The organism is Sphingobium xenophagum NBRC 107872 (genome assembly GCF_000367345.1).
Taxonomy (GTDB): domain Bacteria; phylum Pseudomonadota; class Alphaproteobacteria; order Sphingomonadales; family Sphingomonadaceae; genus Sphingobium; species Sphingobium xenophagum.
The window spans coordinates 1-25,079 of sequence record NZ_BARE01000052.1 but is presented as its reverse complement, the minus strand read 5'-3'; the positions used below and the strand labels follow the sequence as shown (position 1 = coordinate 25,079).

Sequence of the window (25,079 nt, the reverse complement as noted above, 5' to 3'; positions counted from 1 at the left end):
TCTGCGAAGGGTTTCGGGCGCTTGCGTACGAAAGCCTCCAATGCAGGAACCCGCGGGCCCCATGCGCTGGTCTATGGGTAAAACGGCTGTGGGATGGTTCTGGAGGGTATGTGCTTCCGCTGCGGAAGTGCACCCGCCGGCGTAATGAGCGTAATATCGTGCAGCGTCAGATCGCGATCTGCGTCTGTTATGAAGGTCGCTGTGCAAGCCACCCGCTCTAATTCCGGGATGGGCACGCGCTGGGTCGTCGGCCAGTGCGCTATGAGCGTGCCCGTCATGCAGGATGGGCCATGCCGGATCATGGCGTATTCTCCCGGATGGACGCTGCTGATTGCGGCGGCGCGCGGGGCTGGCACCAGCGGGCGAAGGCCTTGATGATTGTCATGTGCCCGCCACAGCATGGGCATGCCGGGCGGTGATCTAGCAGTTCGTCGGATGCAGGTTCCTCGATCGGCGCAGCAACGCCCAGCAACCTGCGGGCGAGCGTCATGGCGTTCTTGTGCGTTGAACTGGCGAGCAGGCCATAATGCCGGATGCGGTGGAAGCCGCGCGGCAGGACATGGATCAGGAAGCGGCGGATGAACTCATGCGTCGCAAGCGTCATGACCTGCTGTCGTTCAGCAGCAGCGCGGCGGTAGTCCTTGTAGCGGAACGTCACGCTGGTCTCGTCGAACGCAATGAGGCGGCGGTTCGAGATGGCAACGCGGTGCGTGTAGCGCGAGAGATAAGCCAGCACCGCCTGCGGCCCGGCAAAGGGCGGCTTGGCATAGACCACCCAGCGCTTCTTTCGGATGGGCGAGAGATGGCGCAGAAACGCCCTGCGCGCGGCGAGATGTGCCTGAGCGCTGAAGAAGGACAGCTTGCCGGCGTCGAACAGCGCCAACAGGCGGGTGAGGAACAGCCGGCGGAACAAGGCGCCCAGCACACGCACCGGCAGCAGGAACGCAGGGCGCGATGATATCCATCGCGTGCCGTCGAGCGCGATGCCACCGCCAGGTACGATCATGTGCACATGCGGGTGGTGGGTCAGCGCCGATCCCCACGTGTGCAAGACAGCGGTGATCCCTACCCGCGCGCCGAGGTGCTTGGGATCGGCTGCGATGGTCAGCATCGTGTCCGCGGCAGCGCGGAACAGCAGGTCATAGACCACCGCCTTGTTCTGCCATGCGATGTCGGCGATCTCGGCAGGCAGCGTAAACACGACGTGGAAATAGCCCACTGGCAACAGATCGGCCTCGCGCGCGGCCAGCCAAGTGCGCGCGGCAGCGCTCTGGCACTTGGGGCAGTGCCGGTTGCGGCAGGAGTTATAGGCGATCCGCCAGTGCCCGCAATCATCGCAGGCTTCGACGTGACCTCCCAGCGCGGCGGTGCGGCAGTTCTCGATCGCCGTCATGACCTTGAGCTGGCCGATGCTGAGATGCCCGGCATGGGCTGCGCGATAGGCCGGCCCAGCGCTACGGAAGATGTCGGCGACCTCGAGTGAGGCGCGCACGGTTCACCCGGGAGGTGCCCTACCTTCCATCACGGCAACGATCTGGTCGAGCGGGCTGGCCACCGCCCTCATGGTCTTGCTGGAGACCTGGGTATAGATCCCGGTCGTATTGATGTTCACGTGGCCGAGCAGGACCTGGATGACGCGGATATCGACACCCTGCTCGAGCAGGTGAGTGGCGAACGAATGCCGCAAGGTGTGCGGGCTTACCCGCTTGTGGATCTCGGCACGCTCGGCCGATTCCTGCACGACGCGATGCAACTGGCGCGCTGAGACCGGATCTGTGCCGGTACGGCCGGGGAATAACCAACCATGTGGCAACATCACTCCGCGCCGTTTGCCTTCGCGCCACCATTGACGGAGTAAGTCCAGCAGATGCGGTGAGAGCATGGCGTTGCGGTCCTTGCGACCTTTGCCCTGCTCGATGCGGATCAGCATCCGGGTGCTGTCGATGTCATCGACCTTGAGGTGGGCGACCTCCGAGACGCGCAGGCCCGCGCCATAGGCCACGCTGAGGGCTGCCTTGTACTTGATGCCTGGCGCCGCCTCGAGCAGCCGCGCCGTCTCCTCGACGCTCAAGACCACCCGCAATTTGGGTGTGAAGCGAACTACGACTAGCCCCAGCGCCATCTCCGGTCGTTTGAGGGTGATGCCGAACAAAAAGCGCAGTGCCGATACAGCTCCATTGATCGATGCAGGACCGACCGCGCGCTCATGCTGATCAATCTGAAACCGCCGGAGGTCTTCGATCGTGGCAAGATCAGGCGACTTGCCGAGAAAGCTGGCGAAGCGCCGAACATGGCGAATGTAATCCTTTTGCGTGTGCTCGCCGAACCCACGCATCGTCATGTCCTGCAACATCCGATCGCGCAGAGAATTGCTCGGGGTCTGGGAAGTGATGGCATCCATGGTAAGTTCCTTTCCGTTAAAGGAACCCCACGGTCGCGAGGCAACATCGCCGCTCGCAAAGCCCGAACTATACTACGCTACGTCACCCCAAGCGACTCTCCCGCGCAGCGGGTTCGTGCACTGGTCGTTAGCGGACGCTCCCCCTCTTCCAACTGCGCCTAACCGCACTACGTGCGGTAAGGCTTCATATCCTTCTCCCCGGCGGGGAGAAGGGCACGCGCATCTACACCAGCCCCAGTTTCGCCAGTTCCCCCAGCAGCGCAGCGGGCATGGCGGCGGTGGCATCTTCCTCCCCTTCGCCCAGGTCGCGCGGCGCGTCCTCCTGCGCCAGATAGCGCCAGCCCTGATGGGCGCGCTTTGGCATGGGATGGACCGGGATCAGCGTCGGCGCGAGGCGGATCCAGTGGCGGCCCTGCCCGGTTTCGGCGAAGCCCAGGATCGGGCTGCGGCCGACGATGCGGTGGCCGTGAATCCAGTAGAGCGATCCGCCCGCCATTTCCTCGACCCGCTTGGGCAGATAGCGGGTGGTGAGCCGCGCTTCATCGGCGTGGCTTTCCAGCCAGGCTTTCAGGCTGGCGGGACTTTCGCTCTGGAAGGCGATCTTGGTCATGTGCAGCGGCATGGCGGCGATCTGGGGACGCGCGCGTCGCGGTTCAACGCAGGAACAGGGTCGCCAGCCCCAGGAAGCTCAAAAAGCCCAGCGAATCGGTCATCATCGTCACGAACACGGCGGACGAGACGGCGGGATCGACATTATTGCGTTCCAGCGTGATCGGCACCAGCACGCCTGCCAGCCCCGCGACCAGATTATTGGTCAGGATCGCCGCGCCGAACACCAGCGACAGGTCGATCCGCCCGTAGATGATGTAGGAGCCGATGCCGATCAGCGTCCCCAGCGCCGCGCCATTGGTCGCGGCAATGCGGAATTCCCGGCCGATCATCCGCACCGTGTTGGAACTGGTCAGCTGATTGGTGGCAAGCGCGCGCACGACCACGGCCAGCGTCTGCGTCCCCGCATTGCCGCCCATGCCCGACACGATGCCCATCAGCGCCGCCAGCATCGCGAAGCGCGCGATCGTCCCTTCAAACAGGCCGACGACCGAAGCGGCGAGCATGGCGGTGCCAAGGTTGACGACCAGCCAGATCAGGCGCGCGCGCACGGTCATCAATATCGGTTCGTTGATGTCACCCTCGCCCGCGCCCGACAGGCGCAGAATATCCTCGCCCGCTTCTTCGGAAATGATGTGGACGACGTCATCGACGGTGATCATGCCGACCAGCCGCCCGCTGCCATCGACGACGGCGGCGGAGATGAGCGCATATTTCTGGAAGCGCAACGCGACTTCCTCCTGATCCATGTCGACCGGGATCAGCGTCTGTTCGCGCTTCATCAGGTCGGCCATGGCGACGCTGCGCGGGCAGGTGAGAATCCAGCTGAGCTGACAATAGCCGATCGGACGGTGCATGGCGTCGACGACATAGATTTCCCAGAAATCGGTCGTCAGGTCGCCATTGTCGCGCAGATAGTCGATCACCTGACCCACGGTCATATGTTCGGGCACCGCGACCAGATCGCGCTGCATCAGGCGACCGGCGGACTCCTCCGGGTAGGACAAAGCGCTTTCGATCGCAGCGCGATCTTCCGGGTCGAGCGCCTCAAGGACGGCCTGCTGGTCGGCCTCCTCCATATCCTCGATCATGGCGACGGCGTCGTCGGTATCGAGTTCGGAGGCGAATTCCGCGACCTGTTCGGGCGCCAGATCACCGATCAGGTCGTCGCGGACATAGTCATTGAGTTCGGACAGGACTTCCGCGCCGACCAGATCGCCCAGCGCCGTCGCCAGCTCGCCGCGCCGGTCGGCCGGGGTGAGTTCGAGAAGGTCGGCAATGTCGGCGGGATGGAGCGGCGAGACGAGGTCGCGCGCACGTTCGGCCTCGCCTTCCTCCACCGCGTCCAGCACGGCGGAGACGAATTCGGGCTTTAGCCGATCATCCTCATCATGGCGCGATTCCGCCGCAGCGGCGATCGCTTCCTCTACATCATCCCCGTCCAACAGGGGCTGGGCTATGTCGCCGCGCTCGCTCATGGCGCCCCCTACTGTCCGGTTCCTGTTGCATTCCGATCCTTTCGCCCATGCACAATATAATTGCAATGGCGCAGACGGGCCAGAAGCCCAAAACACGGGCTTCCATCGTGACTTACAGCCTCTATATGGGTGCCAGCACTACCCCATCCCCCAAAGAGAGGATTTTTCATGGCCGACGATACCCTGACCCTTAGCCTCGACAGTGGCGGCGACGTCGTCATCAAGCTGCGGCCCGACCTGGCGCCCGGCCATGTCGCGCGCATCGTGGAAAACGCCAAGGAAGGCTTTTACGACGGCGTCGTGTTTCACCGCGTCATCCCCGGCTTCATGGCGCAGGGCGGCGACCCGACCGGCACCGGCATGGGCGGCCACCCCGACAAGCCGGACCTGAAGGCCGAATTCAGCCGCGAAAAGCATCTGCGCGGCGTCTGCTCGATGGCGCGTTCGTCCAACCCGAACAGCGCCAACAGCCAGTTCTTCATCTGCTTCGACGATGCGACCTTCCTGGACGGCCAATATACCGTCTGGGGCGAAGTGACGTCGGGCATGGAGCATGTCGACGCGCTGCCCAAGGGCGAGCCGCCGCGCACGCCCGGCAAGATCGTCAAGGCAAGCGTCGCCTGACTTTGCTGAATGAAAAAGCCCGCCTCCGGACCTTGGAGGCGGGCTTTTTTATGGATGCGATCACAGGCTTCGCTCCGTCGAGGAACGAGCGGCCCGCGCGAGCATGAATCAGCGCTTCGCCGCCATCCCGTCGGTTGGGGAAACGGACTGTGTCGCCTGCGCGGCATTATCGGCTGCGTCGACAGTTGGCGGCGTATAAGGCCCGAAACTTTCGATATGCCAGCGGCGCTGTTCAGCGGTTGATCCGGGGACGTCATTCACCCGGCGCAATATGGCCTGCCGCAGCGCGTACCAGGGCTTGCCATTGGCCGCGAGCCTGCCGTAAATCTGCACCGGCACGCTGACATAGAGCGATCCTGCCGCACCCTCCGGCTCGGTCGGCGCGCCGATATTGGCGTGGATCTCGCTAAAGCCACGGAAGCGCGCGACGAAATGCGCGTCGTCCTGCTGGCCGATCGCACCGGTCGGATTCCACAAATCCTGTGCGTCCTCGAACCGTTTTTCCTCCAGCAGCGCGAAATAGCCCTGCACGACCTGTGCCGCCCCCTGGCCGCTGCCGGGGTCGATCGCCCCTTCTTCCAGCGGCGTCCGGTCGTCGGGCAAGCCGCCCGGCGTGCCCGGCGCTGGCGGGTTGAGCGGTTCCATGACCGCCATCGCCTCAGCGCGGACATTATTTTCTACCTGGGTCGCATTGGCGCCATTGGCGAGATTGTCGATCGCACTCTCCTCCCGTCCGTCGCAGGCCGCGACGAACAGGAGGGGGAGCAGGATGATAGCCTTTACCGAACCCCGCATCAGTCAGGACGTTCCTGCCGCGAGGCGCCGGGCGCGCGCGAGCGAACGGCGCGTTCTGATGGCGCCGGGCGGGCGCCCCAATTGCGTTGCGGGCGGGGCTGGTTCATTTGCGGGCGGCCCTGCGGCTGGCGCAGACCCGGCTGCGGGGTCGGGCGCACGGCATCATTGCCGCGCCAGTTGCCGCGACCGCGCGGACTGTCCGTGCCCTGCGACGGGCGGGGACGATTGGTCCAGTTGCCAGTGCCCGGCGTGCCCGGCTGGCCATCGCGGCCCTGCCAGCGGCCATCGCGCCCGTCACGATCCCGCCCGCGCCACTGACCATAGCGTCGGTCGTCGCGCCGGTCATCGCGCCGCTCGGCACGGCGGCCCTCCCAATAGCGGCGCTGGCGGTCGTTCCAGCGCTGGCGACGGCCATTGCGGTCGTAGACATAATAGCCGGTGCCGGGATAATAGAAATTATCATACCATCCATTGTAGAAGCCGGGCTGATAATAGCCAGTCGGGCCATAATAGCCATCGCCATAATAGCCGCCACCGCCATAATAGCCGGTGCCAACACTCACGCCGCCATAACCATAGCCATCGTCATAGGCACAGCCACCCAGTGCCAGCGCGCCTGCCAGTCCGATCACGGCCAGAATCCGATGTCGGAAGCCCGTCATCGTCTTTCTCCTCTTTCCCATCTGATGATGACGTAACGCCCGGCGGTTGAATTGGTTGTGAATGGATTTGGCAGGGCAGCCGCGTGTTTATCGCAGGTTCAGATAAGTGGGATTTCGTTCATCGGGGTGACAGAAAGCGTGTTTTTTCCGCCACATAATCGCGTTTTGCGCGATATTTATAATCCGTTCAGGAAACCTTCGGGCAAGGCCGGCCATTTATCCCGCGTCGCCTGAGCCGCTTGTAGCGCTCATTCGTGCGACCCGGCGGGTCCACACCGTCGCACCAATCCACAACAGAAAAGGGTCATACCCATGAAGACACTGCTTTTGACGGCAGTTGCTGCCGCGTCCTTCGTTCCCGCCGCCATGGCGCAGGATCAGGCTGGTTCCCCCAGCCGCATCGAGCCCTATGTCGGCGTGATGGGCGGTGTGCATAATTTCGATAGCGAAACCGGCAAGGAAGGCATTCCTCCGGTCGGCTATAAGGGCCGGATGGTCGAAGGCGTCGCTGGCGTGAACTATAATGTCGCTGGCCCGCTGGTCGTCGGCGTCGAAGGGTCCGCGTCCAAGGGCGTTTCGGGCGACATCGACTGGGAATATGGCGCGGCTGGCCGGGTCGGCGTGAAGGCGGGCAAGGACAGCCTGATTTTCGGCAAGGTCGGTTACAAGTGGGTCAATTTCGACGCGCTTGGCCCCGATAGCCCGGATTTCCATGGCACCACCTATGGCGCGGGCGTCGAGCTGTCGGCGGCTGATATGGGCGGTTCGGCCGCCAGCAGCAACATCCGTTTCCGGGTGCAGGCAGACACGCTGGGCAATTTCCGGTCGATCCGTCCGATGGCGGGTGTCGTCGCGAAATTCTAAAGGATCGGGCGGGCTGTAACGGCCCGCCCCACCAGCCGATCCCCGCTCAGGCTTCGCCCTGATCAGGGACTGGGTCCGGAACGGCGCATTGGACTGCCGCCGTTCCGGATTTCCATTTCATCCGCTGTTGCGCAGCGCCGTCGCGATGGCGTTGATCGACAGTTCGATGCCTTCCTTGATCCGCGGATCATCCTCGCCCGCCCGGTGGCGCTTCAACAATTCGACCTGAAGCAGATTGAGCGGTTCGATATAAGGCAGGCGGAGCCGGATGGACGTTTCCAGCGTCGGATTCTTTTCCAGCAGGCGGCTCTGCCCGGTCGCGGCCATCAGCCCGTCATGGGTCAATGCCCAGCCGTCACGGATACGGCCAAACAGCCGTTCGGCCATCGCCTGGTCTTCGACCAGCGGCAGATAGCGCGCCGCGATGCCCAGGTCCGATTTGGCCAGCACCATTTCCAGATTGCCCATGGCCGACTTCAGGAAAGACCAGCTTTGCGCCATGTCGGCGAGCAGCGCCTTGTCCTCGAACGCTGCGATCGCATGGCCAACGCCATACCAGCCCGGCAGCATGACGCGCGCCTGCGCCCAACTGAACACCCAGGGGATGGCGCGCAAATCCTCGATCCGGTCGCTTTTGGTGCGGCTGGCGGGACGGGAGCCGATCTTGAGGCCCGCAATCTCCTGAATCGGGGTTAGCTGCCGGAAGAATTCCTTGAAGCCCTCCGTCCCGTAAACCAGATCGCGATAGGCATTGAAGGCGTTTTGCGACAGTTCGTCCATGGCGCCTGCAAAACGCGCCGCGTCCTTGTCCGAAATGCCTTCGGGTTCCAGACTGGCGAGCAGGGTCGCGCTCGTCATCGCCTCCAAATTGGTCATGGCGACGTCGCGCGATCCGAATTTGGCGGCGATCATCTCCCCCTGTTCGGTGATGCGGATGCGCCCCTGCACGGTGCCGCGCGGCTGAGCCTGGATCGCGGCGAAGGCGGAACCGCCGCCGCGCCCGACCGCGCCGCCACGCCCATGGAACAGCTGCATTGCCGCGCTGGCTTCGGCAAAGACCGGCTCCAGCGCCTTGCTTGCCTTGAACAGGCTCCAGGTCGATGTGATGTAGCCACCATCCTTGTTGCTGTCCGAATAGCCGATCATCACTTCCTGATGGCCGCGCTGCTTCACGACGCCAGCTATTTCGGGCAGGCCGAAATAGGCCGACATGATCTGCGGCGCAGCTTCCAGATCGGCGATGGTTTCAAACAGCGGGATCGACATGATCGACGCCTGGGGCGGCGAACCTTCTACGCCGGCGCGCCACAGGCCGGCTTCCTTGAGCAGGATGTTGACCTCCAGCAGGTCCGACACGCTTTCCGCCTTGGAAATGATATAATGGGTGATGCAGGCGCTGCCATAGATGCGGTGCGCTTCGGCGGCGGCATGGACGATCGCGAGTTCAGACGCGGTTTCCTCCGAATAGTCGGAAAAGCGCGACCCCAGCGGGCGGTTATTGGCCAGTTCCCGGCGCAGCAGTGCGATACGGGCATATTCGTCGAGCGCGGCATAGTCCGGCTCGACCCCCGCGACCTTCAGCAGTTCAGCGACGACGCGCTGATGCACGTCGCTATTCTGGCGCATGTCGAGCGTGGCAAGATGGAAGCCGAAGGTTTCGACCGCACGGATCAGACGGCCAAGCGCGCCCCCCGTCGCCAGCGCGCCATTGCCCTCGCTCGCCAGCCCTTGGGCCACGGTGACGAGATCGCGGCGGAAATCGGCGGGGCTAGCATAGGCCTGCCCTTTCAGGCTGGAGGGACGCGGAGGCTGATCCCCGGTCAACGCCACATAGGTGGCGACCAGCCGGGCGTAGATGCCCGAAATGGCGCGGCGATAGGGTTCGTCCTGCCGACTGGGCGACTCGTCGCCGCTGGCGTCGGCAATATCCAGCACCGCCTGCGGCACATGGGCGAGTTCGGTCGACAGCGAGAGTTCCGCGCCTAGCGCATGCAGCGCATCGAGATAATGAGCGAGCGCCGCCTGCGCGCCACGCTTGAGCGCGAATTCCAGTTGGGGTGCCTGCACGAAGGGATTGCCGTCGCGGTCGCCGCCGATCCAGCTGCCGACCCGCAGGAAGCTTTGGGGGCGCGCGCCCAGCACCCGCTCCCACCGCGTATAAAGGGCGGGCAGGACAGGCAGGAATATGTCGCGGAAATAGGTGAGCACATTGTCGATCTCGTCCGCGACGAACAGTTTTTCACGGCGCAGCGGACGGGTTTGCCACAACAGGGCGATCTGGCGAAAAATCGCCTCATCAAGATTTTCGCCATGAGCCGTTTCCTGGCGACCCGCATCCTTGAGCAGCATCAGATCAGCAATGCGATTCTTGTGATCGATCATGCTCTTGCGCCGCACCTCGGTCGGGTGAGCCGTGAGAACGGGGACGATCAGCGAATGCGCCAGCAGCCCCAGAACCGCGTCACGATCGATTCCATGCGAATCGAGCCGGGCGATCGCCGACGCCACATCGGCCCCTGGGTCCGCCGCGACCCCCTGCCGGTCCTCGGCCAGATTGGCGAGCATCGAAAACAGCATGAAGCCGCGGGTGAAGTTGAGCGTGTCGTCGAGGCTGAGCGCGTCCAGCCCGGTATCGACAAGGTCCGCGCCCTGTATGCCGCGCGCCCGATCGACCGAGGCGGAGCGGATATATTCGGTCTGGCGATAGAGGCTATCCCCGCCATAGGCGCGAATCACATCGCCTAGCAGGCGCCCCAGATAGCGGATGTCGGGGTTCTGCGTGATCGCAGGAGCGGACGGTGATGAGGAGAGAGTCGCCATGGAAACGATGCTGCATTGCAACAGTAAAAGGGTCAAGCATTTCCCATCGTTTGCGCTGCGCGATTCAAGCCGCCTTCAGCGCCTCGATCAGCCGGCCGAATTCTGCCTGCACTTGTTCCACACCCTGTCGTACGGCCGCGCCCTGGGCACGGGTGGCGGCGGCGGCCTGCGCCGAATGCCGCAGGGCATGCGAAATCGCGTCGACCGCCTGATTGGTGGCGCCCGCATCCAGCGCGACCGAACGGGAAACGCGCTGAATATCCTCAACCGAAGCAAGCTGTTGCTGGGCGGAGGAGGCAGCCGCACCGATCGTCTCGACCAGACTGGCCAGGACCGTATCGACCGAGCCAACAAGCGCGAAGGTCTGTTCCGCCGCCTGTTCGATCCCATCCGCGCGCGCCTGAATCTCCCGTGTGGTCTGGGCCGTCTGGGCCGCCAGCGCCTTGACTTCGTTGGCGACGACCACAAAGCCGCGCCCCGCCTCTCCGGCGCGGGCTGCCTCGATCGTGGCGTTGAGCGCCAGCAGGTTGGTCTGGCCGGTAATCTCCGCGATCAGCTTCGTCGCTTCGTTGACGCTGCCGACATGGCGACGCAGATTATCATTGGCGTGGTGGGCGGCGGCCGACTGTCCGCTGGCGCTCGCCGCCGATTCGCGGATATCATAGGCAGTGCCGGTGAAAGCCCCGATCGATGCCGTCAGATCGTCAATGGTCGCGGCGATCGCCTGGGCCGATCCGGCGGTATCGCGCGCGCGCGCCGTCACGGTATCGACGTGCCGCTGCTGCTCGTCGATCGTGCGCATCGTATCGTCGGCGCTATGTTCCAGCGCGGCAGCCGTTTCGAACAGCTGCGTCACCAGCAGGGCCATGGACCGTTCCAGCGCTTCGGCTATCACGCGACCGTTGCGCCGCAATTCTTCCTGATGTCGCCGTTCCTCCGCCGCGACCTGATCGGCGCTGGCGGCCAACGCCTGCCGGGCCGCTTCAGCCTGCACCAGCGCCTTGCTGGCCTGTTCGGCGGCGGAGCGCGCTTCACTTTCCGCATCGCGCGACAACTGGACCTGCTTGCGCAAGGCCCGATGCGCCGCCATCAGACGCCATGCCAGCCAGCCCGACATGGCCAGGAATGTCAGGACGATGATGGCGACGGCGGGCATGATCTGGCGCAACGCCTTCGCCCCCGACGATGATCGGCGCCATTCCACCTGCCCCAGCACCCGCCCGGTGACATCCTTGACCCGAATACCGTTTTCGGTGTCGCCGGTGGTGCCGACATTCCAGCGCAGCGGCAATTGATTGGTGCGGCTCATGTCGGCCAGCAATTTGGCGTCGATCGGTTTGGTCAGCACCAGATAACGCACATCCCCGGACGGCAAGTGAGCGACGTCTTTCCACGGCGTGATCGCGCGGACGCCCAGGATCGCCGCCTGACCCTGCAACCGCACGAAACGGACAACGGCCTTGCGCTCGTCCAGCGCGGCGCGGTGGCTCTGCGGCAGCGCCGTCATCAGTTCATGCAGTACCGGCAGGTCCAGCGCCTGGTCCAGCGGCAGGCGGCGCGCGCGCCGGGGCAGTTCGCTGCCCGCCGCCGACCAGATCGTCCGTCCACGGACGTCAAGTACGTAGGAATCGGCCACTTCCGTCGCCAGATTGCTTTCGGCCCATTGCCTGTCGAAATCGCCATAGACATGACCTACCGCATCGTCCCAGCGCGCCGACGCCATGACAGCATCGCCCACCGCGGCCCGCTCACGCAGCAACGCACCATTGACGACGCGATGCAGATAGGCGTCGGCATTGCGTTCGATCTGGGCGCTGAGCAGGCCAAGGAGAATGGCCGTGCCGATCAAGGCCAGCATTATGACGCCGCCAAGCGGCACCATCGTATCCCCCAGATTGTTGCTGCCCGCCAGCAATGCACGTTTGCGCATCATGTCGCGGACACGAACGAGGAGGGGATTCTTAACCATCCTCCCCGGTTAATGGGCACAGGTTGAAAATTGGTGAGCAAGTTCTTGCGCCAACCCGGTCCGCTGGGCCAAAGGACGAGCGTGACCGCCAGCATCAGCATAGGAACCGACAGCCACGGCAAGGACGTGCTGGTCGACGTGGAGGAATTGCTTGCCACCCGGCTGCTCGTCCAGGGCAATTCGGGATCGGGCAAGTCGCATCTTCTGCGCCGCCTGTTGGAGGAAAGCGCGCCGCTGGTGCAGCAGGTGGTGATCGACCCGGAAGGGGATTTCGTCACGCTGGCCGACCGCTATGGCCATGTGGTGATCGATGCGGGCGACTATAATGAGCGCGAGATCGTCAAGATGGCGACCCGGATACGCGAACATCGCGCGTCGGTGGTGCTGAGCCTGGAAGCGCTGGAAATCGACGCCCAGATGAAATGCGCCGCATCTTTCCTCAACGCCCTGTTCGATGCACCGCGTGACCATTGGTATCCCGCATTGGTTGTGGTCGACGAGGCGCAGATGTTTGCGCCCGCCGCCGCTGGCGACGTATCGGACGAGGCGCGCCGGGTATCGCTGGCGGCGATGACCAATTTGATGTGCCGGGGGCGCAAACGCGGGTTGGCTGGGGTCATCGCAACCCAGCGGCTTGCGAAACTGGCCAAGAATGTCGCGGCGGAAGCCTCCAACTTTCTGATGGGGCGCACCTTTCTGGACATCGACATGGCGCGCGCCGCCGACCTGCTGGGGATGGAGCGGCGGCAGGCGGAGCAGATCCGCGATCTGGAGCGCGGACGGTTCCTGGCGCTGGGTCCGGCGATCTGCCGACGTCCGGTCGCGGTAAAGATCGGGGCGGTCAAGACCAGCACTCGGGGCGGCACGCACAAGCTGATGGCGCCCCCCGTCACCAGCGGCGAGGATTTTCAGGAATTGCTGTTCGCCCCCGAAGCGGCGGACGCCGTGCCGGTCGCGCCGCCCCGTGCCGATCCCCCGCCCCGCGCCGCCGAGGACATCATCCGCGCGCTGGCCGATTCGCCACAGGCCCGGCCGGCCGCGCCTGAACTGGATTTCGGCCAGAATGAGCCGGTGGTAATGACGGTGCTGGAGGAAATCGTCGCCGATCTGGGCGATGCAACGCCCAGCATAGCGACGCTGTATCAGGATTTTGGCGTCCGCTGTCGGATGAAGGGGCTGCGTACCCCGCCGCTGGACCTGCCAGCCTTCCGCAAGCGTTTTGCCATGGCGCAGGCGGGGATGATGGATGCAGCCGACGTCCGCTGGGAACCGGCGATGCGCGCGGCGGACCCATTGCCGGAGGATATGCTGGCCCCCTTCCTGCTGATCGCGCGCGCCGCGATGCAGGGCCAGCCCTGCCCGGACGATGCGGCGCTGGCGCGGGCCTATGGCACCAGTTCACCGGGGCGGGTGCGCCGGTTGATCGACTATATGGAGAAATTGGGCGTCATCGTCGCGCGCACCGATTTTTCGGGCAAGCGCTCCATCGGCGTACCGGGACTGGGCCTGTCGACGGCGGTGGCGGAGGGATGACGGCCCCAACCATGTCATCCGTCCTGTTCGTGTGCCTGGGCAATATCTGCCGGTCGCCCCTGGCCGAGGCTGCGTTGCGGGCGGAGGCGGAACGGGCCGGGCTGGACATCATCGTTGATTCGGCGGGAACGGGCGACTGGCATTTCGATTGTCCGCCGGACCCGCGCGCGGTGCGGCAGGCGCAGCGCCACGGCATCGACATATCGGGCTATCGCGGGCGTCAGGTGCGCGCCGCCGATTTCCGCAGCTTCGCACATATTTTCGCGCTGGATGGCGATAATCTCAAAAATCTGCGCCGTATCCGGCCATCCGACGGAAGCGCGACGCTGGCGCTGTTGATGGATATGGTACCGGGACGGGAGGGGAGCGGCGTGACCGATCCCTATTATGGCGACGAGGCAGGCTTTGCGCAGACATGGGACGATGTAACCCGCGCGGCGCGGGCCATCGTCGCGAAACTCCGCACCCAGCCATCCTAGTGGTCCGATTTTGACATTTGCAAACCCATCCCAGCCGCCAGGAGATGCAAATGTCAAAATCAATCCACTAGCGCCCGTCAGTCGCCTGCGACGCGATCCCGCATCGTCTGGCTGGCGCGGAAGGTCAGGACGCGGCGCGGTTCGATCGGCACTTCCACCCCGGTCTTGGGATTGCGGCCCATGCGCTGGGTCTTGTCGCGCAGGACGAAAGTGCCAAAGCTCGAAATCTTCACATTTTCGCCGCGCTCCAGCGCGTCGGACATATGGCCCAGGATCGATTCGATCAGCGCTGCCGCTTCGGCCCGCGACAGGCCGACGTGGCGGTTGACGCTTTCAGCAAGGTCTGCGCGCGTTAATGTGCCTGTGCCCGTCATCGGATTCCCCATTTCCACCCCTTGGGCCACCATAGTCGGATGGCCTTTGCGGGAATGTGCGGGATTCGCAGGGCTTTGGCAAGGTTGCGTGATTTTGCGGGATCAGACCCGCAGGACGCAGGCACCCCAGGTGAAGCCGCCGCCCATCGCTTCGAGCACGATAAGGTCGCCCGGCTTGATCCGGCCGTCGCGCACCGCGCAATCGAGCGCCAGCGGCACCGACGCAGCAGAGGTATTGGCGTGGCGATCGACGGTCACGACAACCCGGTCGGGCGAGAGTTTGAGCTTGCGCGCGGTAGCGTCCAGGATGCGGGCATTGGCCTGATGCGGCACCAGCCAGTCGATATCGCTGTTGGACAGGCCCGCCGTCGCCATGACTTCGTTCAGCACCGAGGCGAGATTGACCACGGCGTGGCGAAACACTTCCTGCCCCTTCATCCGCAGCTTGCCCACGGTCTGCGTCGTGGACGGTCCGCCATCGACATAGAGAAGGCCGTTGTGGCGGCCATCGGCGTGCAGCTTGCTGGCCAATATGCCGCGCGCGCCATCCGCGCTTTCCTCCGCGCCCAGCACGACTGCGCCAGCGCCATCGCCAAAGAGGACGCAGGTGGTGCGATCTTCCCAGTCGAGAATACGGCTGAAGGTTTCCGCACCGATCACCAGCGCGCGCCGGGCCGCGCCGGAGCAGATCATGCTGTCGGCAACGGTCATGGCGTAAAGGAAGCCGGAGCAGACGGCCGCGACGTCAAAGGCGACGCAATCATCGATGCCCAGCGCGGCCTGCACCCTGGTAGCGGAGGCGGGGAAGGTCTGGTCCGGGGTCGCGGTCGCCAGAATGATAAGGTCGATGTCCTGCGCCGCAACGCCCGCGGCATCGAGAGCGGCCTGCGCCGCGTCGGCCGCCAGCGAGGCGGTGGTTTCACCATCGCCCGCGATATAGCGATTGCGGATGCCGGTGCGCTCGACAATCCATTCGTCGCTGGTATCGACGGTCTGTGCCAGTTCCGCGTTGCTGACCGCACGCGCCGGCAGCGCCGATCCGGTCCCCAGGAGAATCGCACGACGGATCACTTGACGGGCTGCTCCAGCTTCGACGAGGCAATAAGCGCCTGAACGGCGGCCATGTCGGCCGCGATGCGGCGGGTGATGTCTTCTTCCAGCAGGCGGGCGGCGACATGAACCGCGTTGGCGATGCCCTTGGCGTCCGCGCTCCCGTGGCTTTTGACGACCACGCCATTGAGGCCCAGAAATACCGCGCCATTATGATTGTTGGGATCAAGATGATGCTTGAGCAGGTGCATCGCGGGTTTCGAGATCAGGAAGCCGATCTTCGAACGGATCGAACTGGTAAAGGCATTGCGCAGTACGTCGGTGACGAAGCGCGCCGTGCCTTCGATCGTCTTGAGCGCGACATTGCCGGAAAAACCGTCGCACACGATGACGTCGGTATCGCCCCGGCTGATCTTGTCGCCTTCGGTAAAGCCGTCAAAGCTCATCGGCAGGACGTCCGCAGCGCGCAGGATGGCCGCAGCGTCGCGGATTTCATCCGTACCCTTTAGCTCTTCGGTACCGATGTTGAGCAGGCGCACGCGCGGCCGCTCCAGATCGAATGCGATGCGGGCATAGGCTGCCCCCATCACCGCGAACTGGACGAGATTGCGGGCGTCGCATTCGGTGTTCGCGCCCAGATCGAGCATGACGACGTCATTGTCGCCACGCGTGGGCAACAGGGCCGACAGTGCGGGCCGATCAATGCCGGGCATGGTGCGCAGCGCCAGCTTGGCCATGGCCATCAGCGCACCGGTATTGCCCGCCGACACGGCTGCACCGGCGTCACCCGACTTCACGGCCGCTATGGCCATGCTCATCGAGCTGCTCTTCTTGCGAATCGCAACGCTCGGCTTGTCAGCGCCATCGACGACGGTATCGGCATGGACGACGTCGGACGCCGCGCGCAAATTGGGATGGTTGTCGAGCGCCGCCTTGATGCGGGTTTCGTCACCGAACAGGGTGAAGCGCAGCCCGTCATGGCGGTGACGGGCGAGCGCCACACCCGCCATCATCAACCGCACGCCTTCATCCCCGCCCATCGCGTCTATGGCGATTCGCGGCTGGCTGGACACCCTAGATCACCCCTTTGCGGAGATCGAAAAGTCGTTACGCCCCGACGGCGACGATTTCGCGGCCGTTATAATGGCCACAGGCGCCGCACAGATTGTGGGGACGCTTGAGTTCACCGCAGTTGGAGCATTCCTGGAACGCTTCGACGCGCAGCGAATCGTGGCTACGGCGCATACCGCGCTTGGAGGGGGACGTTTTCCTTTTGGGGACAGCCATATCGGCACCTTGTTCCGTAAATCTATCAGGTTGTGCGAACGGCCAGATCCAACATGAAAGCTGACGCCACAGGCGCCGCAGACCCATGCGGCCCTGGGTGATCGCGAAGCCCTGCGCCTATAGCGCTTTTTGATCGGGGCGCAAGTCCTTCCTTGCCTGCCAAGCCGCAGCAGCTAGGGTGCAGGGCATAGAAATGAAGGGAAAATCGATGCTCCTGCCGATCACGCTGACCTTCGCCGCGGCCTGCGCGCTGCTCAATCTGTGGATAGCGACGCGATGCGCGCGGATTCGTATTTCGGGTAAAATATTGCATGGCGATGCGGGCAATACGTTGCTGGCCAGGCGGATGCGGGCGCACGCCAATTTTGTCGAATATACCCCGATCGTGCTGATCCTGTTCCTGGTGGTCGAACTGGCGGTTGGCGCTTCGCTATGGCTGTGGATCGGCGCGCTGGTCTATATCGTGGCCCGTGTGGCCCATGCGTTTGGCATGGACGCCGAAGCCCCCACCCCCTGGCGGGCTGGCGGTGCGCTGCTGACATGGCTGGTGACGGCCGGCCTGGCGATCACGGCGCTGACGATCGCCTATACCGCCACGCGGGAGATGCCGGCGCCGCCCGCGCTATCCGCCCATGTATAAAGGATGGGGCGCCTGACTGCGGGCGCCCGTCACATCCCCATATCGGCGAGGATCAGCCCAGCACCGAATCGGCGACGAAGGGATTCGTGCGGCGCTCATGGGCAAAATTGCTCATCTGGCCATGGCCGGGAACGAAGGCTGTATCCCCGCCCAATGGCCAAAGCTTGCCGGTGATCGCGTCGATCAATTGCTGATGGTTGCCGCGCGGGAAATCGGTGCGACCGATCGACCCCTGAAACAGCACATCGCCGACGATGGCAAGCTTGCTGGGGGCGTGGTGGAACACGACATGGCCGGGCGTATGGCCGGGGCAATGGAGGACGTCGAGGGTCAGATCGCCCACGGTCACCTGATCGCCATCGACCAGCCAGCGGTCCGGCTCGAAACTTTCGCCCGGCACGCCCCAGCGCGCGCCATCCTGCGCCAGCTTGTCGATCCAGAAGCGGTCATCCTCATGCGGTCCCTCAATAGGTACTCCAAGGTCGCGGGCCAGCACGCCCGCCTGCCCGCAATGATCGATATGCCCATGGGTCACGAGCAGTTTTTCAATCGTCACGCCATGCTGCGCCGCTGCCTGCTTCAACACCGGCAGGTCGCCACCCGGATCGACGAACGCGCCGCGCATGGTGGCGGTGCACCAGAAAAGCGTGCAGTTCTGCTGGAGCGGGGTGACCGGGATCAGCGTTGCCCTGAGCGGGCGGTCCTGCTGGGACGTAGCTTGCGGGGATGTCGTCATAGGCCCGATGTGGCGAAGCGACGCGGTCGGCGCAAGGCCTATGCCTCACCCAGCGCCGCGAACGGCTCGGCCAGGCTGATCCCGTCCAGCACCCGCGCGGTTTCATCCCGCACGCGAAGCATCACCCGGTGCAGGCGACATTCCGATTCGGGCAGGCAGTTGGTGCAGCTTTCATGGGCAAAGCGGCTGGCGCAGGGGGTGAGCGCGAGCGACCCGCGGGTCAGGCGGACAATGTCGCCATAGCTGATGTCGACCGGGGCAAGCGCAAGCCAATAGCCCCCGTCCCTGCCCCGCTGCGTCGCCACCAGCCCTTCGCGCGACAATTCCGACAGGATCACCGTCAGGAATTTGCCCGGAATATTCTGGCGCGTGGCAATCTCGTTCAGCGGCACCGGTCCCTGACGATAGCGGTCGGCCAGATGCTGGAGCGCGCGGATGGCATAACGGGTCTTTTGGGACAGCATATTTTCGTTATTCGCTCAGCCGATGCGTTTGACAAGTCAGGGCGCGGCTTTCTCCAGCGCGGCGCGTGCCTGGGCGGGGAAATCGGTGAAGACCGCGTCCACCCCGGTCGCCGCCACGGCGCGAACATAGCCCGCAAAATCGCCCCGTCCTTCCGGGTCGTCGGTCCGCTGATACTGGGTGGGCAGGAACATATTTTCCATCCGCAAGGTCCAGACATGGACCTGCAGGCCGGCATCATGCGCCTGACCCACCAGCGCGGTGGCGCCGCTGTCGGCCAGTACGCGATTGGTGGAAGGACCGATGCCGTCCGCATAGTCGGCGATCGCGCGCAGCCCCTCGACGCTCATCATGCCGTCATAGCTCAGGTCCGGCCGGTCTGCCGGGCCAGCGGTGCTATCGATCAACTGGATCAGCCGCAGCCGGGTGGCGGCGCGCAAGGCCTGAAGATTGCCGACCTCGAACGATTGGATAAAGACCGGGTCGGCCTCCGTCAGATAGCCATATTGTTCCAGCAGCGCGAGCATCGGCGCCTGATGCGGCAGTCCGATCCCGGCGAAATAGCTGGGATGCTTGGTTTCGGGATAGAGGCCGATGCGGCGCCCCGCTTCCGCCTCCTTGGCGCGGACCAGCTTCAATATCTCTTCAAATGTCGGGATGAGATAGAGATCGTTGAAGCGGGTGTTGGCGGGGCGCAGCATGGGCAGCCGTTCGCGCGCACGCAGGGTCCGCAGTTCGGCCAGGGTAAAATCCTCGGTGAACCAGCCGGTGACCGCTGCGCCATCAATGGTCTTGGTCGTCTTGCGATCGGCAAATTCGGGGTGATCGGCAATATCGGTCGTGCCGCTGATCTCATTTTCGTGGCGGGCGACCAATATGCCGTCCTTCGTCAGCACCAGATCCGGCTCGATAAAGTCCGCGCCCTCGTCAATCGCCCGCTCATAGGCGGCGAGCGTATGTTCCGGCCGTTCGCCGCTGGCCCCGCGATGGGCGATCAACAAGGGTTCGGCCATGGCCATCTCCACCGGCAACAGGAGCAACAGGAGCGTCAGGCAGGCGCGGATCAGGCGCCGCCCGGTCATGCTATGGCACCTGCCAGGGCGTTCTCATAGGTCGTCGCCTTGAAACCGACGATGGTTTGCTTGCCCGTGTCCAGGATCGGGCGCTTGATCATCGACGGGTTGGTCATCATCAGCAGGATGGCCTTGTCCGCGTCGATATGCGCCTTGTCCCCGGCATCCAGCGCTTTGAAGGTGGTGCCGGAACGGTTGAGGATGGTTTCCCAGCCATGTTCCATCACCCATTCCTCCAGCTTGGCCTTGTCCACGCCCGACACCTTATAGTCGTGGAAGCTGTAGGAGACGCGCTCATTGTCGAGAAAATTGCGGGCCTTCTTGATCGTGTCGCAATTTTTGATGCCGTACATCGTGATCATGGCGGCTTACCCTTTGAATGCGGTGACTTCGATTTCGATTTTCATGTTCGGCTTGATCAGTCCGGCGACGACGCAACTGGCGGCGGGGCGGATGGTGCCGAATATAGGAGCGGTCGCCTGCCCCAGTTCGTCCCAATAGGCAGGGTCGGTGATGTAATAAGTGACGCGCACCACGTCCGAAAAGGCAAAGCCCGCCTCCTCCAGCGCCGCGCCGATGACCTTGAGCGCGTTGGCGGCCTGTTCGGCCACGCTGTCGGGCATGGTCTTGGTTTCCGGATCGGTGCCGGTGGTGCCGGCGACGAAGCACCAGTCACCCTGGACGACGGCACGGGAATAGCCGACCTGCGCCTCAAAGGGCGAGCCGGACGAAATAAGCTGGCGGGACATGATGGATTCCTGCTGCAGTGCGAAAGGATCGCGCCCGCCCTTGCCCCCTTGGCCTGATGCTGTCCAGTGGATTCAGCGACGGCGACGCGGAACGGCGTGCCGTGCGGACCGTTGGGACGGGATTGAACCAGCTACAGGAGAGCGTCCATGGCCGATCCGATCCCCGATAATGACATTGATGAGAATAGCGAACAGAATGAGGCGGGCACGCAGGCGCAGGATGTAGCGGAGTCCGCGCGGACGCGGACGACCGACCTCAGCGAGGAAAGCGAGCATGGCGGACATGGCAATCCGGCCCAGATCATCCCCGACGACGTACCGGACCTTGTCGACACGATGAACGCCATGAACCGATCCGGCCAGATCGATATGGACGCCTATGCCGGCGAACCGGCAATGGATGATGAGGACGGGGCGGAGAGCAGCGAGGACTGATCGGGTCGATCAGGCCGCCTCACTACTCCCGTCGAGCGCGAAATTGATCATGCCGCGCGCCATGTGACCCAGTGCCTGCGCCATTGCGTCGCCGATCGCTGGGTCCATATCCTGCTGACCTGCAATCGCGCATGTCATCGCCAGCGCCCAGTCGTCGGCGAGTGCGGGCGTAATGGGGAAAGCGCGGTGCAACGACATGACGCACTGACCGCGCGCGAACCAGTCGCGCGGCCCGCCCAGCCAGCCCGACAGGAAACGTGTCAGGCCCAAACGCACCGGCCCCAGATCGGCGGCGTGAACCGCGCGCAGGTCAGCATAGAGGCTGTCCTGTTCGATCAGGTCATAGAAGCGGTTGACGATCGCCGCGACGACCGGTTCGCCGCCGATGCGGACATAGGGGCTGGGCGGCGCGGCGGCGTTCATCGACTGGCTCCGTTTCGGATGATGGAATGGCCAGCATGACGCATTGGAACCGCGCGTCATTGATCCGCGTCAAACGCGATCCTCACCGGATTGGCGAGAGGTTGGACCGGCTTTAACGCCCCCTTTGCCAATAGCCGCCTATCGTCACGACATGGCGAGACAGAGATATGGACGCGCGCGACGGCGCAGCGTGGGCTTAAGCGGCCCGGCGCTGATCTACACATTATGTCTGGGCCTGTTGCTTGGCTGGTACGGGCCGATCTGGATGGATCGCGGTGCCTGGCCGCCCCTGGAGCACCCCCGGCAAAGCATGGCCGCCGATGCGCTGTCCGCGCAATTCGGCTTTTGCCATAGCGGGGGCGGTGTGAATTGCGTCGTCGATGGCGACACATTCTGGTTTGGCGGCGAGAAATATCGGATCGCCGATATCGACACGCCCGAAACCCACGGGCCGCGCTGCGCCGCCGAGGGCGCTTTGGGCGCGCGGGCGACGGAGCGGTTGCAGGCGCTGATGAATGCGGGGGCGTTCTCGCTGGAGAGCGGGGACCGGGATACGGACCGCTATGGTCGATCGCTGAGGGTCGTGACACGCGGCGGCGAATCGATCGGCGGGATGCTGGTCGCCGAAGGGCTGGCACGCGAATGGGACGGCGCGCGTCACGGATGGTGCTGAACGGGGCGAACGCGCAGCGCCCGCCCCTTCGTCCCGCTTAGCGGCAGTTCAGGCTACCCCGGTCGATTTCACGGCCGAGCAGCGCACCTGCGCCGCCGCCGATCAATATGCCCGCGACATTGGATTGGCCGCGATCGATCTGGCTGCCGAGCAGGCCGCCCAACGCCGCGCCGACGATCAGGCCAGTGGTGCCGTCCGACCGGCGGCAATAATAGCGGTCGTCATAGCCACGATAGATGCGGGTGCGGCGATCGACGCGGATCGGCGCATAGCCGGCGCGATAATAGCGGTCGGGCCGGTAGCTGCGGCCATAACGCGGATCGGGGCGGTTCCAGTCATAGCGGTACACCACGCGACCGGGCCGACGATAGGCAACGCGGCGGTCGTCCCGACGGTCCCGGCGCCAGTCGCGGCGATCATCGCGCCGATCTGCGCGTCGGTCCTGGCGATCATCCCGGCGGTCGGCCCTGCGGTCCTGGCGATCCTCGCGCCGTTCGCGATTATCGCGGCCCGGCTGGGCGAAAGCGGGCGTTGCGGCCAGGCCGGTCAGCGTCATCGCGCCGAGTGACAGGGCAGCAATAGCCTGTCTGAAAGTGAACGTCATGGCAGGGTCCTTTGCATGGGCATATTCGTGAATGTCAGAACCCATGACGATAGAGCTTGTTGCATGAACGACACAAAACCACCCGTTCATCGTGGAGCAGGATGAGGCGGGGAGCGGGGCACCGATGGTGCAATCGGGAGAATGGCGGGATCGTGCAGAGGCGATCCGATAATCGCTGCCTCAGCCCTGATCCTGATAGGCCATCTGGAGTATGCCCCAGTGTCGGCCCTTTACATGGATCGACGCGATCACCTGTTTGAGCAGGATGACATCGCCCGCCGCGGTCAGGCGACGATACGCCTTGATGCAGAAGGGCTGCGTCGTGCGGCATTGTTCGCGCGTATCGGCGAAATCAAAGATCAGGCCCTGCCGCGAATATTCGGCATTCCATACATCTTCGCCCGGCCGCTGCGGATGGGCGCGTTCGGGCATGGCAATCGCGCCAAAGGCATTGCGGTCGGTGAAGGTCATGCCGAACAGGCCAGTGAAGGCGCGCGCCTTTTCCTGCTGCGCGCGCGCGGCGGGCAGCATCACATCCTGTACGGGATGGCTATATTGCTGCGGATTGGTGCCGGGAATAGGGGTTGGCAGATCGCCGAACAACGCGGCTTCGCTGATCCGCCCGCTGTCGATCGCCTGCTCCATCGCGCGACTGACGATCTCGGCCGATTCCAGGCTGAAACTGATATAGGGCGAATCGGGAATCGCGACCCCGCTTTCGGCCAGATATTGCAGCAGCATGTTGGTATCGTCGCTGGCGGTCGATACGCGGCCCGACAGGCGTTGCAACCCGCCCGCATTGTCCGCCGATGTGCTGGCCAGCGCGGCCAGGCCAGTGCGGATTTCCCCCGCCGATCCCACGATCGACGCGATCCGTTCGGCCACGCCCTCGGTATTGCTCGACAGGTCAACCATGAGCGAGCCAAGCCGCTCCACCAGCGCCTCTATGTTGCGCGTGTCCGATTGCGCGGTGCGCGCGGTCTGCGCGCCGCGGTTGATGCTGTCGAGCATCCCGCCCGCCTCGCTGGTCAACGCCGCGATCGATTGTTCGATCGTGTGCGTGGCCGCGCCGGTTTCCTGCGCCAGTTTCTTCACTTCGGCGGCGACGACGGCAAAGCCGCGACCGGCATCGCCCGCGCGTGCCGCCTCTATCGTGGCATTGAGCGCCAGCAAATTGGTCTGCCGCGCGATGCCGCTGATCACATTGGTGACATGGGCGACAGTCTTGAGCGCTTCGCCAAAGCCGTCCAGCCGCTCATGGATACGGCTGACCTGATCGATCAGATCGACAAAGACATGGTTGGCGGCGGAGAGTTGCCGCCCGGAATCGTCGATGATGGAACGGGCCGCCACCGCCTTGGCACGCGCATCCTGCCCGGCATTGGCCACGCTTTCGCCATCGTGCGACAATTGCGTCGCTGCGCCGCTGATCGCCTCGATCGTGCGCGCCTGCTGCGTTACGCGGTCGGCCAGTTCGCTGATGTCGGCCTGTAGATCGAGCGTGCGTATGCCCAGGTCGCCCGACAATTTGGCCACCTTCATAACCGCTCTTGCAACGGTTTCGGATTTCGTTTCGCTACCCACGGATCGAGGGCTAGCTCAACATGGTAAAGGAAAGATTAGCGATGCGTCAGAGCGATCCGGCCAGCGCCAGCACCACGCCGGACACCACCAGCAGCAGCCCGATGGCCTCGCTCCGCTGCATCTGTTCCCGCAGGTAAAAATGCGCAAAACCCATGGTGAAGGCGACCTCGATCTGTCCGACGATCCGCACCAGCGCGACCGGCGCCGTTGCAAAGCCGGTGAACCAGCAGGCCGATCCAAGGGCCGAGAGCATCCCGACCTGTCCCGATACCCGCCAAGTGGCGAACACGCGCCGCATTTCGCCTGATTCGCGCGCCAACAGCCAGCCGCCCTGCATCAGGGTCTGAAGCGCAACCGTCACGACCAGCACGACCAGCGCCGCCAGGACCGCATCGCCCGTGTCCACCTGCTGCGTTGCGCGGCGGATGCCGATCGCGGTCAGGGCGAAGAAAAATCCCGACGCTATGCCGCAGAGGGCTGCGGGCTGGCCCAGCGCGCGGACGAAATCCATCGCCCCCATGCGCCTGCCCCCGGTCGACAGCAGCATCACGCCCACCACGCCGCAGCCGATCCCGCCCCAGGCCAGCGGCGAGAGACGCTCGCCCATCAGCAGGAAGGACAGTAGCGCGCCCTGGACCGCCTCGGTCTTGGAATAAGCGGTGCCGACGACGAAATTACGGTATCCAAATGCCAAGATCAGCAGGTTGGTCGCAACGATCTGCGCCAGCCCGCCGCCGATGCAGAAAAGCAGGGCT

28 protein-coding genes are annotated in these 25,079 nt (G+C 64.3%); 7 read left to right on the top strand and 21 right to left on the bottom strand.

The window, feature by feature from the left end; genetic code table 11:
* Window positions 1–298: 298 nt before the first annotated feature.
* From SX1_RS18645 to mgtE, 4 genes are all read right to left on the bottom strand, one after another.
* Window positions 299–1,492 (bottom strand): IS91 family transposase, encoded by a 1,194-nt coding sequence (locus tag SX1_RS18645; protein WP_019054251.1) that lies wholly within the window; start codon window positions 1,490–1,492, stop codon window positions 299–301.
* A 3-nt stretch (window positions 1,493–1,495) separates the two neighbouring features.
* Entirely contained in the window at window positions 1,496–2,401 is a 906-nt protein-coding gene (locus tag SX1_RS18640; RefSeq protein WP_019054250.1) for a tyrosine-type recombinase/integrase, read from the bottom strand.
* Window positions 2,402–2,624: 223 nt separating this feature from the next.
* Entirely contained in the window at window positions 2,625–3,023 is a 399-nt protein-coding gene (locus SX1_RS18635) for a DUF1489 family protein (RefSeq protein WP_019054249.1), read from the bottom strand.
* Window positions 3,024–3,054: 31 nt separating this feature from the next.
* Complete coding sequence (gene mgtE, locus SX1_RS18630) at window positions 3,055–4,488, bottom strand: magnesium transporter (RefSeq protein WP_019054248.1); 1,434 nt, start codon at window positions 4,486–4,488, stop codon at window positions 3,055–3,057.
* A 168-nt stretch (window positions 4,489–4,656) separates the two neighbouring features.
* Between mgtE and SX1_RS18625 the strand changes: the two genes are divergently transcribed.
* On the top strand, window positions 4,657–5,112 hold the full coding sequence (locus SX1_RS18625) for a peptidylprolyl isomerase (RefSeq protein ID WP_017181962.1): 456 nt from the start codon (window positions 4,657–4,659) through the stop codon (window positions 5,110–5,112).
* Window positions 5,113–5,220: 108 nt separating this feature from the next.
* Here the strand turns inward: SX1_RS18625 and SX1_RS18620 are convergent, their stop codons facing one another.
* Together SX1_RS18620 and SX1_RS18615 are read right to left on the bottom strand one after the other, a co-directional pair.
* Window positions 5,221–5,907, bottom strand: coding sequence for a hypothetical protein (locus tag SX1_RS18620; RefSeq protein ID WP_019054247.1), 687 nt, complete (start codon window positions 5,905–5,907; stop codon window positions 5,221–5,223).
* Window positions 5,907–6,569 carry a hypothetical protein gene (locus SX1_RS18615; protein WP_019054246.1) on the bottom strand — a complete coding sequence of 221 codons (663 nt, stop codon included), beginning with the start codon at window positions 6,567–6,569 and terminating at the stop codon, window positions 5,907–5,909. Before SX1_RS18615 ends, SX1_RS18620 begins: the two co-directional genes overlap by 1 nt.
* 312 nt (window positions 6,570–6,881) lie before the next feature.
* Between SX1_RS18615 and SX1_RS18610 the strand changes: the two genes are divergently transcribed.
* Window positions 6,882–7,433, top strand: coding sequence for an outer membrane protein (locus SX1_RS18610; RefSeq protein ID WP_017181965.1), 552 nt, complete (start codon window positions 6,882–6,884; stop codon window positions 7,431–7,433).
* 117 nt (window positions 7,434–7,550) lie between these two features.
* Here the strand turns inward: SX1_RS18610 and ppc are convergent, their stop codons facing one another.
* Together ppc and SX1_RS18600 are read right to left on the bottom strand one after the other, a co-directional pair.
* Entirely contained in the window at window positions 7,551–10,253 is a 2,703-nt protein-coding gene (gene ppc / locus SX1_RS18605) for a phosphoenolpyruvate carboxylase (RefSeq protein ID WP_019054245.1), read from the bottom strand.
* 64 nt (window positions 10,254–10,317) lie between these two features.
* Window positions 10,318–12,222, bottom strand: a complete 1,905-nt coding sequence (locus SX1_RS18600; RefSeq protein ID WP_241763595.1) for a methyl-accepting chemotaxis protein — start codon at window positions 12,220–12,222, stop codon at window positions 10,318–10,320.
* 81 nt (window positions 12,223–12,303) lie between these two features.
* On the opposite strand from SX1_RS18600, the gene SX1_RS18595 reads away from it, so the two are divergent.
* Together SX1_RS18595 and SX1_RS18590 are read left to right on the top strand one after the other, a co-directional pair.
* Entirely contained in the window at window positions 12,304–13,755 is a 1,452-nt protein-coding gene (locus SX1_RS18595; protein ID WP_026149923.1) for a helicase HerA domain-containing protein, read from the top strand.
* An 11-nt stretch (window positions 13,756–13,766) separates the two neighbouring features.
* On the top strand, window positions 13,767–14,234 hold the full coding sequence (locus SX1_RS18590; protein WP_019054243.1) for a low molecular weight protein-tyrosine-phosphatase: 468 nt from the start codon (window positions 13,767–13,769) through the stop codon (window positions 14,232–14,234).
* A gap of 77 nt (window positions 14,235–14,311) precedes the next feature.
* Here the strand turns inward: SX1_RS18590 and ihfA are convergent, their stop codons facing one another.
* From ihfA to rpmF, 4 genes are all read right to left on the bottom strand, one after another.
* Window positions 14,312–14,608 (bottom strand): integration host factor subunit alpha, encoded by a 297-nt coding sequence (ihfA, locus tag SX1_RS18585; RefSeq protein WP_026149922.1) that lies wholly within the window; start codon window positions 14,606–14,608, stop codon window positions 14,312–14,314.
* A gap of 102 nt (window positions 14,609–14,710) precedes the next feature.
* Window positions 14,711–15,679: a beta-ketoacyl-ACP synthase III gene (locus SX1_RS18580; RefSeq protein ID WP_019054241.1), complete on the bottom strand. Its 969-nt coding sequence runs from the start codon at window positions 15,677–15,679 to the stop codon at window positions 14,711–14,713.
* The gene (plsX, locus tag SX1_RS18575; RefSeq protein WP_019054240.1) at window positions 15,676–16,698 is read right to left on the bottom strand and encodes a phosphate acyltransferase PlsX; all 1,023 of its coding nucleotides are present in this window, start codon (window positions 16,696–16,698) and stop codon (window positions 15,676–15,678) included. The genes SX1_RS18580 and plsX overlap by 4 nt, the downstream gene beginning before the upstream one ends.
* 67 nt (window positions 16,699–16,765) lie before the next feature.
* The gene (gene rpmF, locus SX1_RS23905; protein WP_006957677.1) at window positions 16,766–16,945 is read right to left on the bottom strand and encodes a 50S ribosomal protein L32; all 180 of its coding nucleotides are present in this window, start codon (window positions 16,943–16,945) and stop codon (window positions 16,766–16,768) included.
* Between the two features lie 208 nt (window positions 16,946–17,153).
* Here rpmF and SX1_RS18565 point away from each other — a divergent pair, with 208 nt between their 5' ends.
* A complete protein-coding gene (locus SX1_RS18565) occupies window positions 17,154–17,585 on the top strand; it encodes an MAPEG family protein (protein WP_026002195.1) in 432 nt (143 codons plus the stop codon).
* 52 nt (window positions 17,586–17,637) lie between these two features.
* Here the strand turns inward: SX1_RS18565 and SX1_RS18560 are convergent, their stop codons facing one another.
* From SX1_RS18560 to SX1_RS18540, 5 genes are read right to left on the bottom strand one after another with little or no spacing between them, the layout of a single operon-like run.
* A complete protein-coding gene (locus tag SX1_RS18560) occupies window positions 17,638–18,321 on the bottom strand; it encodes an MBL fold metallo-hydrolase (RefSeq protein WP_017181975.1) in 684 nt (227 codons plus the stop codon).
* 38 nt (window positions 18,322–18,359) lie between these two features.
* Window positions 18,360–18,785 carry an RrF2 family transcriptional regulator gene (locus tag SX1_RS18555; RefSeq protein WP_019054237.1) on the bottom strand — a complete coding sequence of 142 codons (426 nt, stop codon included), beginning with the start codon at window positions 18,783–18,785 and terminating at the stop codon, window positions 18,360–18,362.
* Between the two features lie 36 nt (window positions 18,786–18,821).
* Window positions 18,822–19,865, bottom strand: a complete 1,044-nt coding sequence (locus SX1_RS18550) for a glycerophosphodiester phosphodiesterase (protein ID WP_019054236.1) — start codon at window positions 19,863–19,865, stop codon at window positions 18,822–18,824.
* Window positions 19,862–20,218 (bottom strand): ArsC family reductase, encoded by a 357-nt coding sequence (locus SX1_RS18545; protein ID WP_017181978.1) that lies wholly within the window; start codon window positions 20,216–20,218, stop codon window positions 19,862–19,864. Before SX1_RS18545 ends, SX1_RS18550 begins: the two co-directional genes overlap by 4 nt.
* Window positions 20,219–20,224: 6 nt before the next feature.
* The gene (locus tag SX1_RS18540) at window positions 20,225–20,605 is read right to left on the bottom strand and encodes a RidA family protein (protein ID WP_017181979.1); all 381 of its coding nucleotides are present in this window, start codon (window positions 20,603–20,605) and stop codon (window positions 20,225–20,227) included.
* Window positions 20,606–20,752: 147 nt separating this feature from the next.
* On the opposite strand from SX1_RS18540, the gene SX1_RS18535 reads away from it, so the two are divergent.
* A complete protein-coding gene (locus SX1_RS18535; protein WP_019054235.1) occupies window positions 20,753–21,040 on the top strand; it encodes a hypothetical protein in 288 nt (95 codons plus the stop codon).
* A gap of 9 nt (window positions 21,041–21,049) precedes the next feature.
* On the opposite strand, the gene SX1_RS18530 is transcribed toward SX1_RS18535, so the two are convergent.
* Window positions 21,050–21,463: a globin domain-containing protein gene (locus SX1_RS18530; RefSeq protein WP_019054234.1), complete on the bottom strand. Its 414-nt coding sequence runs from the start codon at window positions 21,461–21,463 to the stop codon at window positions 21,050–21,052.
* 151 nt (window positions 21,464–21,614) lie between these two features.
* On the opposite strand from SX1_RS18530, the gene SX1_RS18525 reads away from it, so the two are divergent.
* Window positions 21,615–22,136, top strand: coding sequence for a thermonuclease family protein (locus tag SX1_RS18525; protein ID WP_255209799.1), 522 nt, complete (start codon window positions 21,615–21,617; stop codon window positions 22,134–22,136).
* A gap of 37 nt (window positions 22,137–22,173) precedes the next feature.
* Here SX1_RS18525 and SX1_RS18520 read toward each other — a convergent pair whose 3' ends face one another.
* From SX1_RS18520 to SX1_RS18510, 3 genes are all read right to left on the bottom strand, one after another.
* A complete protein-coding gene (locus SX1_RS18520; RefSeq protein ID WP_026149921.1) occupies window positions 22,174–22,740 on the bottom strand; it encodes a glycine zipper 2TM domain-containing protein in 567 nt (188 codons plus the stop codon).
* Between the two features lie 180 nt (window positions 22,741–22,920).
* Window positions 22,921–24,282 carry a methyl-accepting chemotaxis protein gene (locus SX1_RS18515; RefSeq protein ID WP_017181984.1) on the bottom strand — a complete coding sequence of 454 codons (1,362 nt, stop codon included), beginning with the start codon at window positions 24,280–24,282 and terminating at the stop codon, window positions 22,921–22,923.
* Between the two features lie 88 nt (window positions 24,283–24,370).
* Window positions 24,371–25,079: EamA family transporter (locus tag SX1_RS18510; protein WP_019054231.1), on the bottom strand; the 709-nt coding region annotated here is incomplete at its 5' end.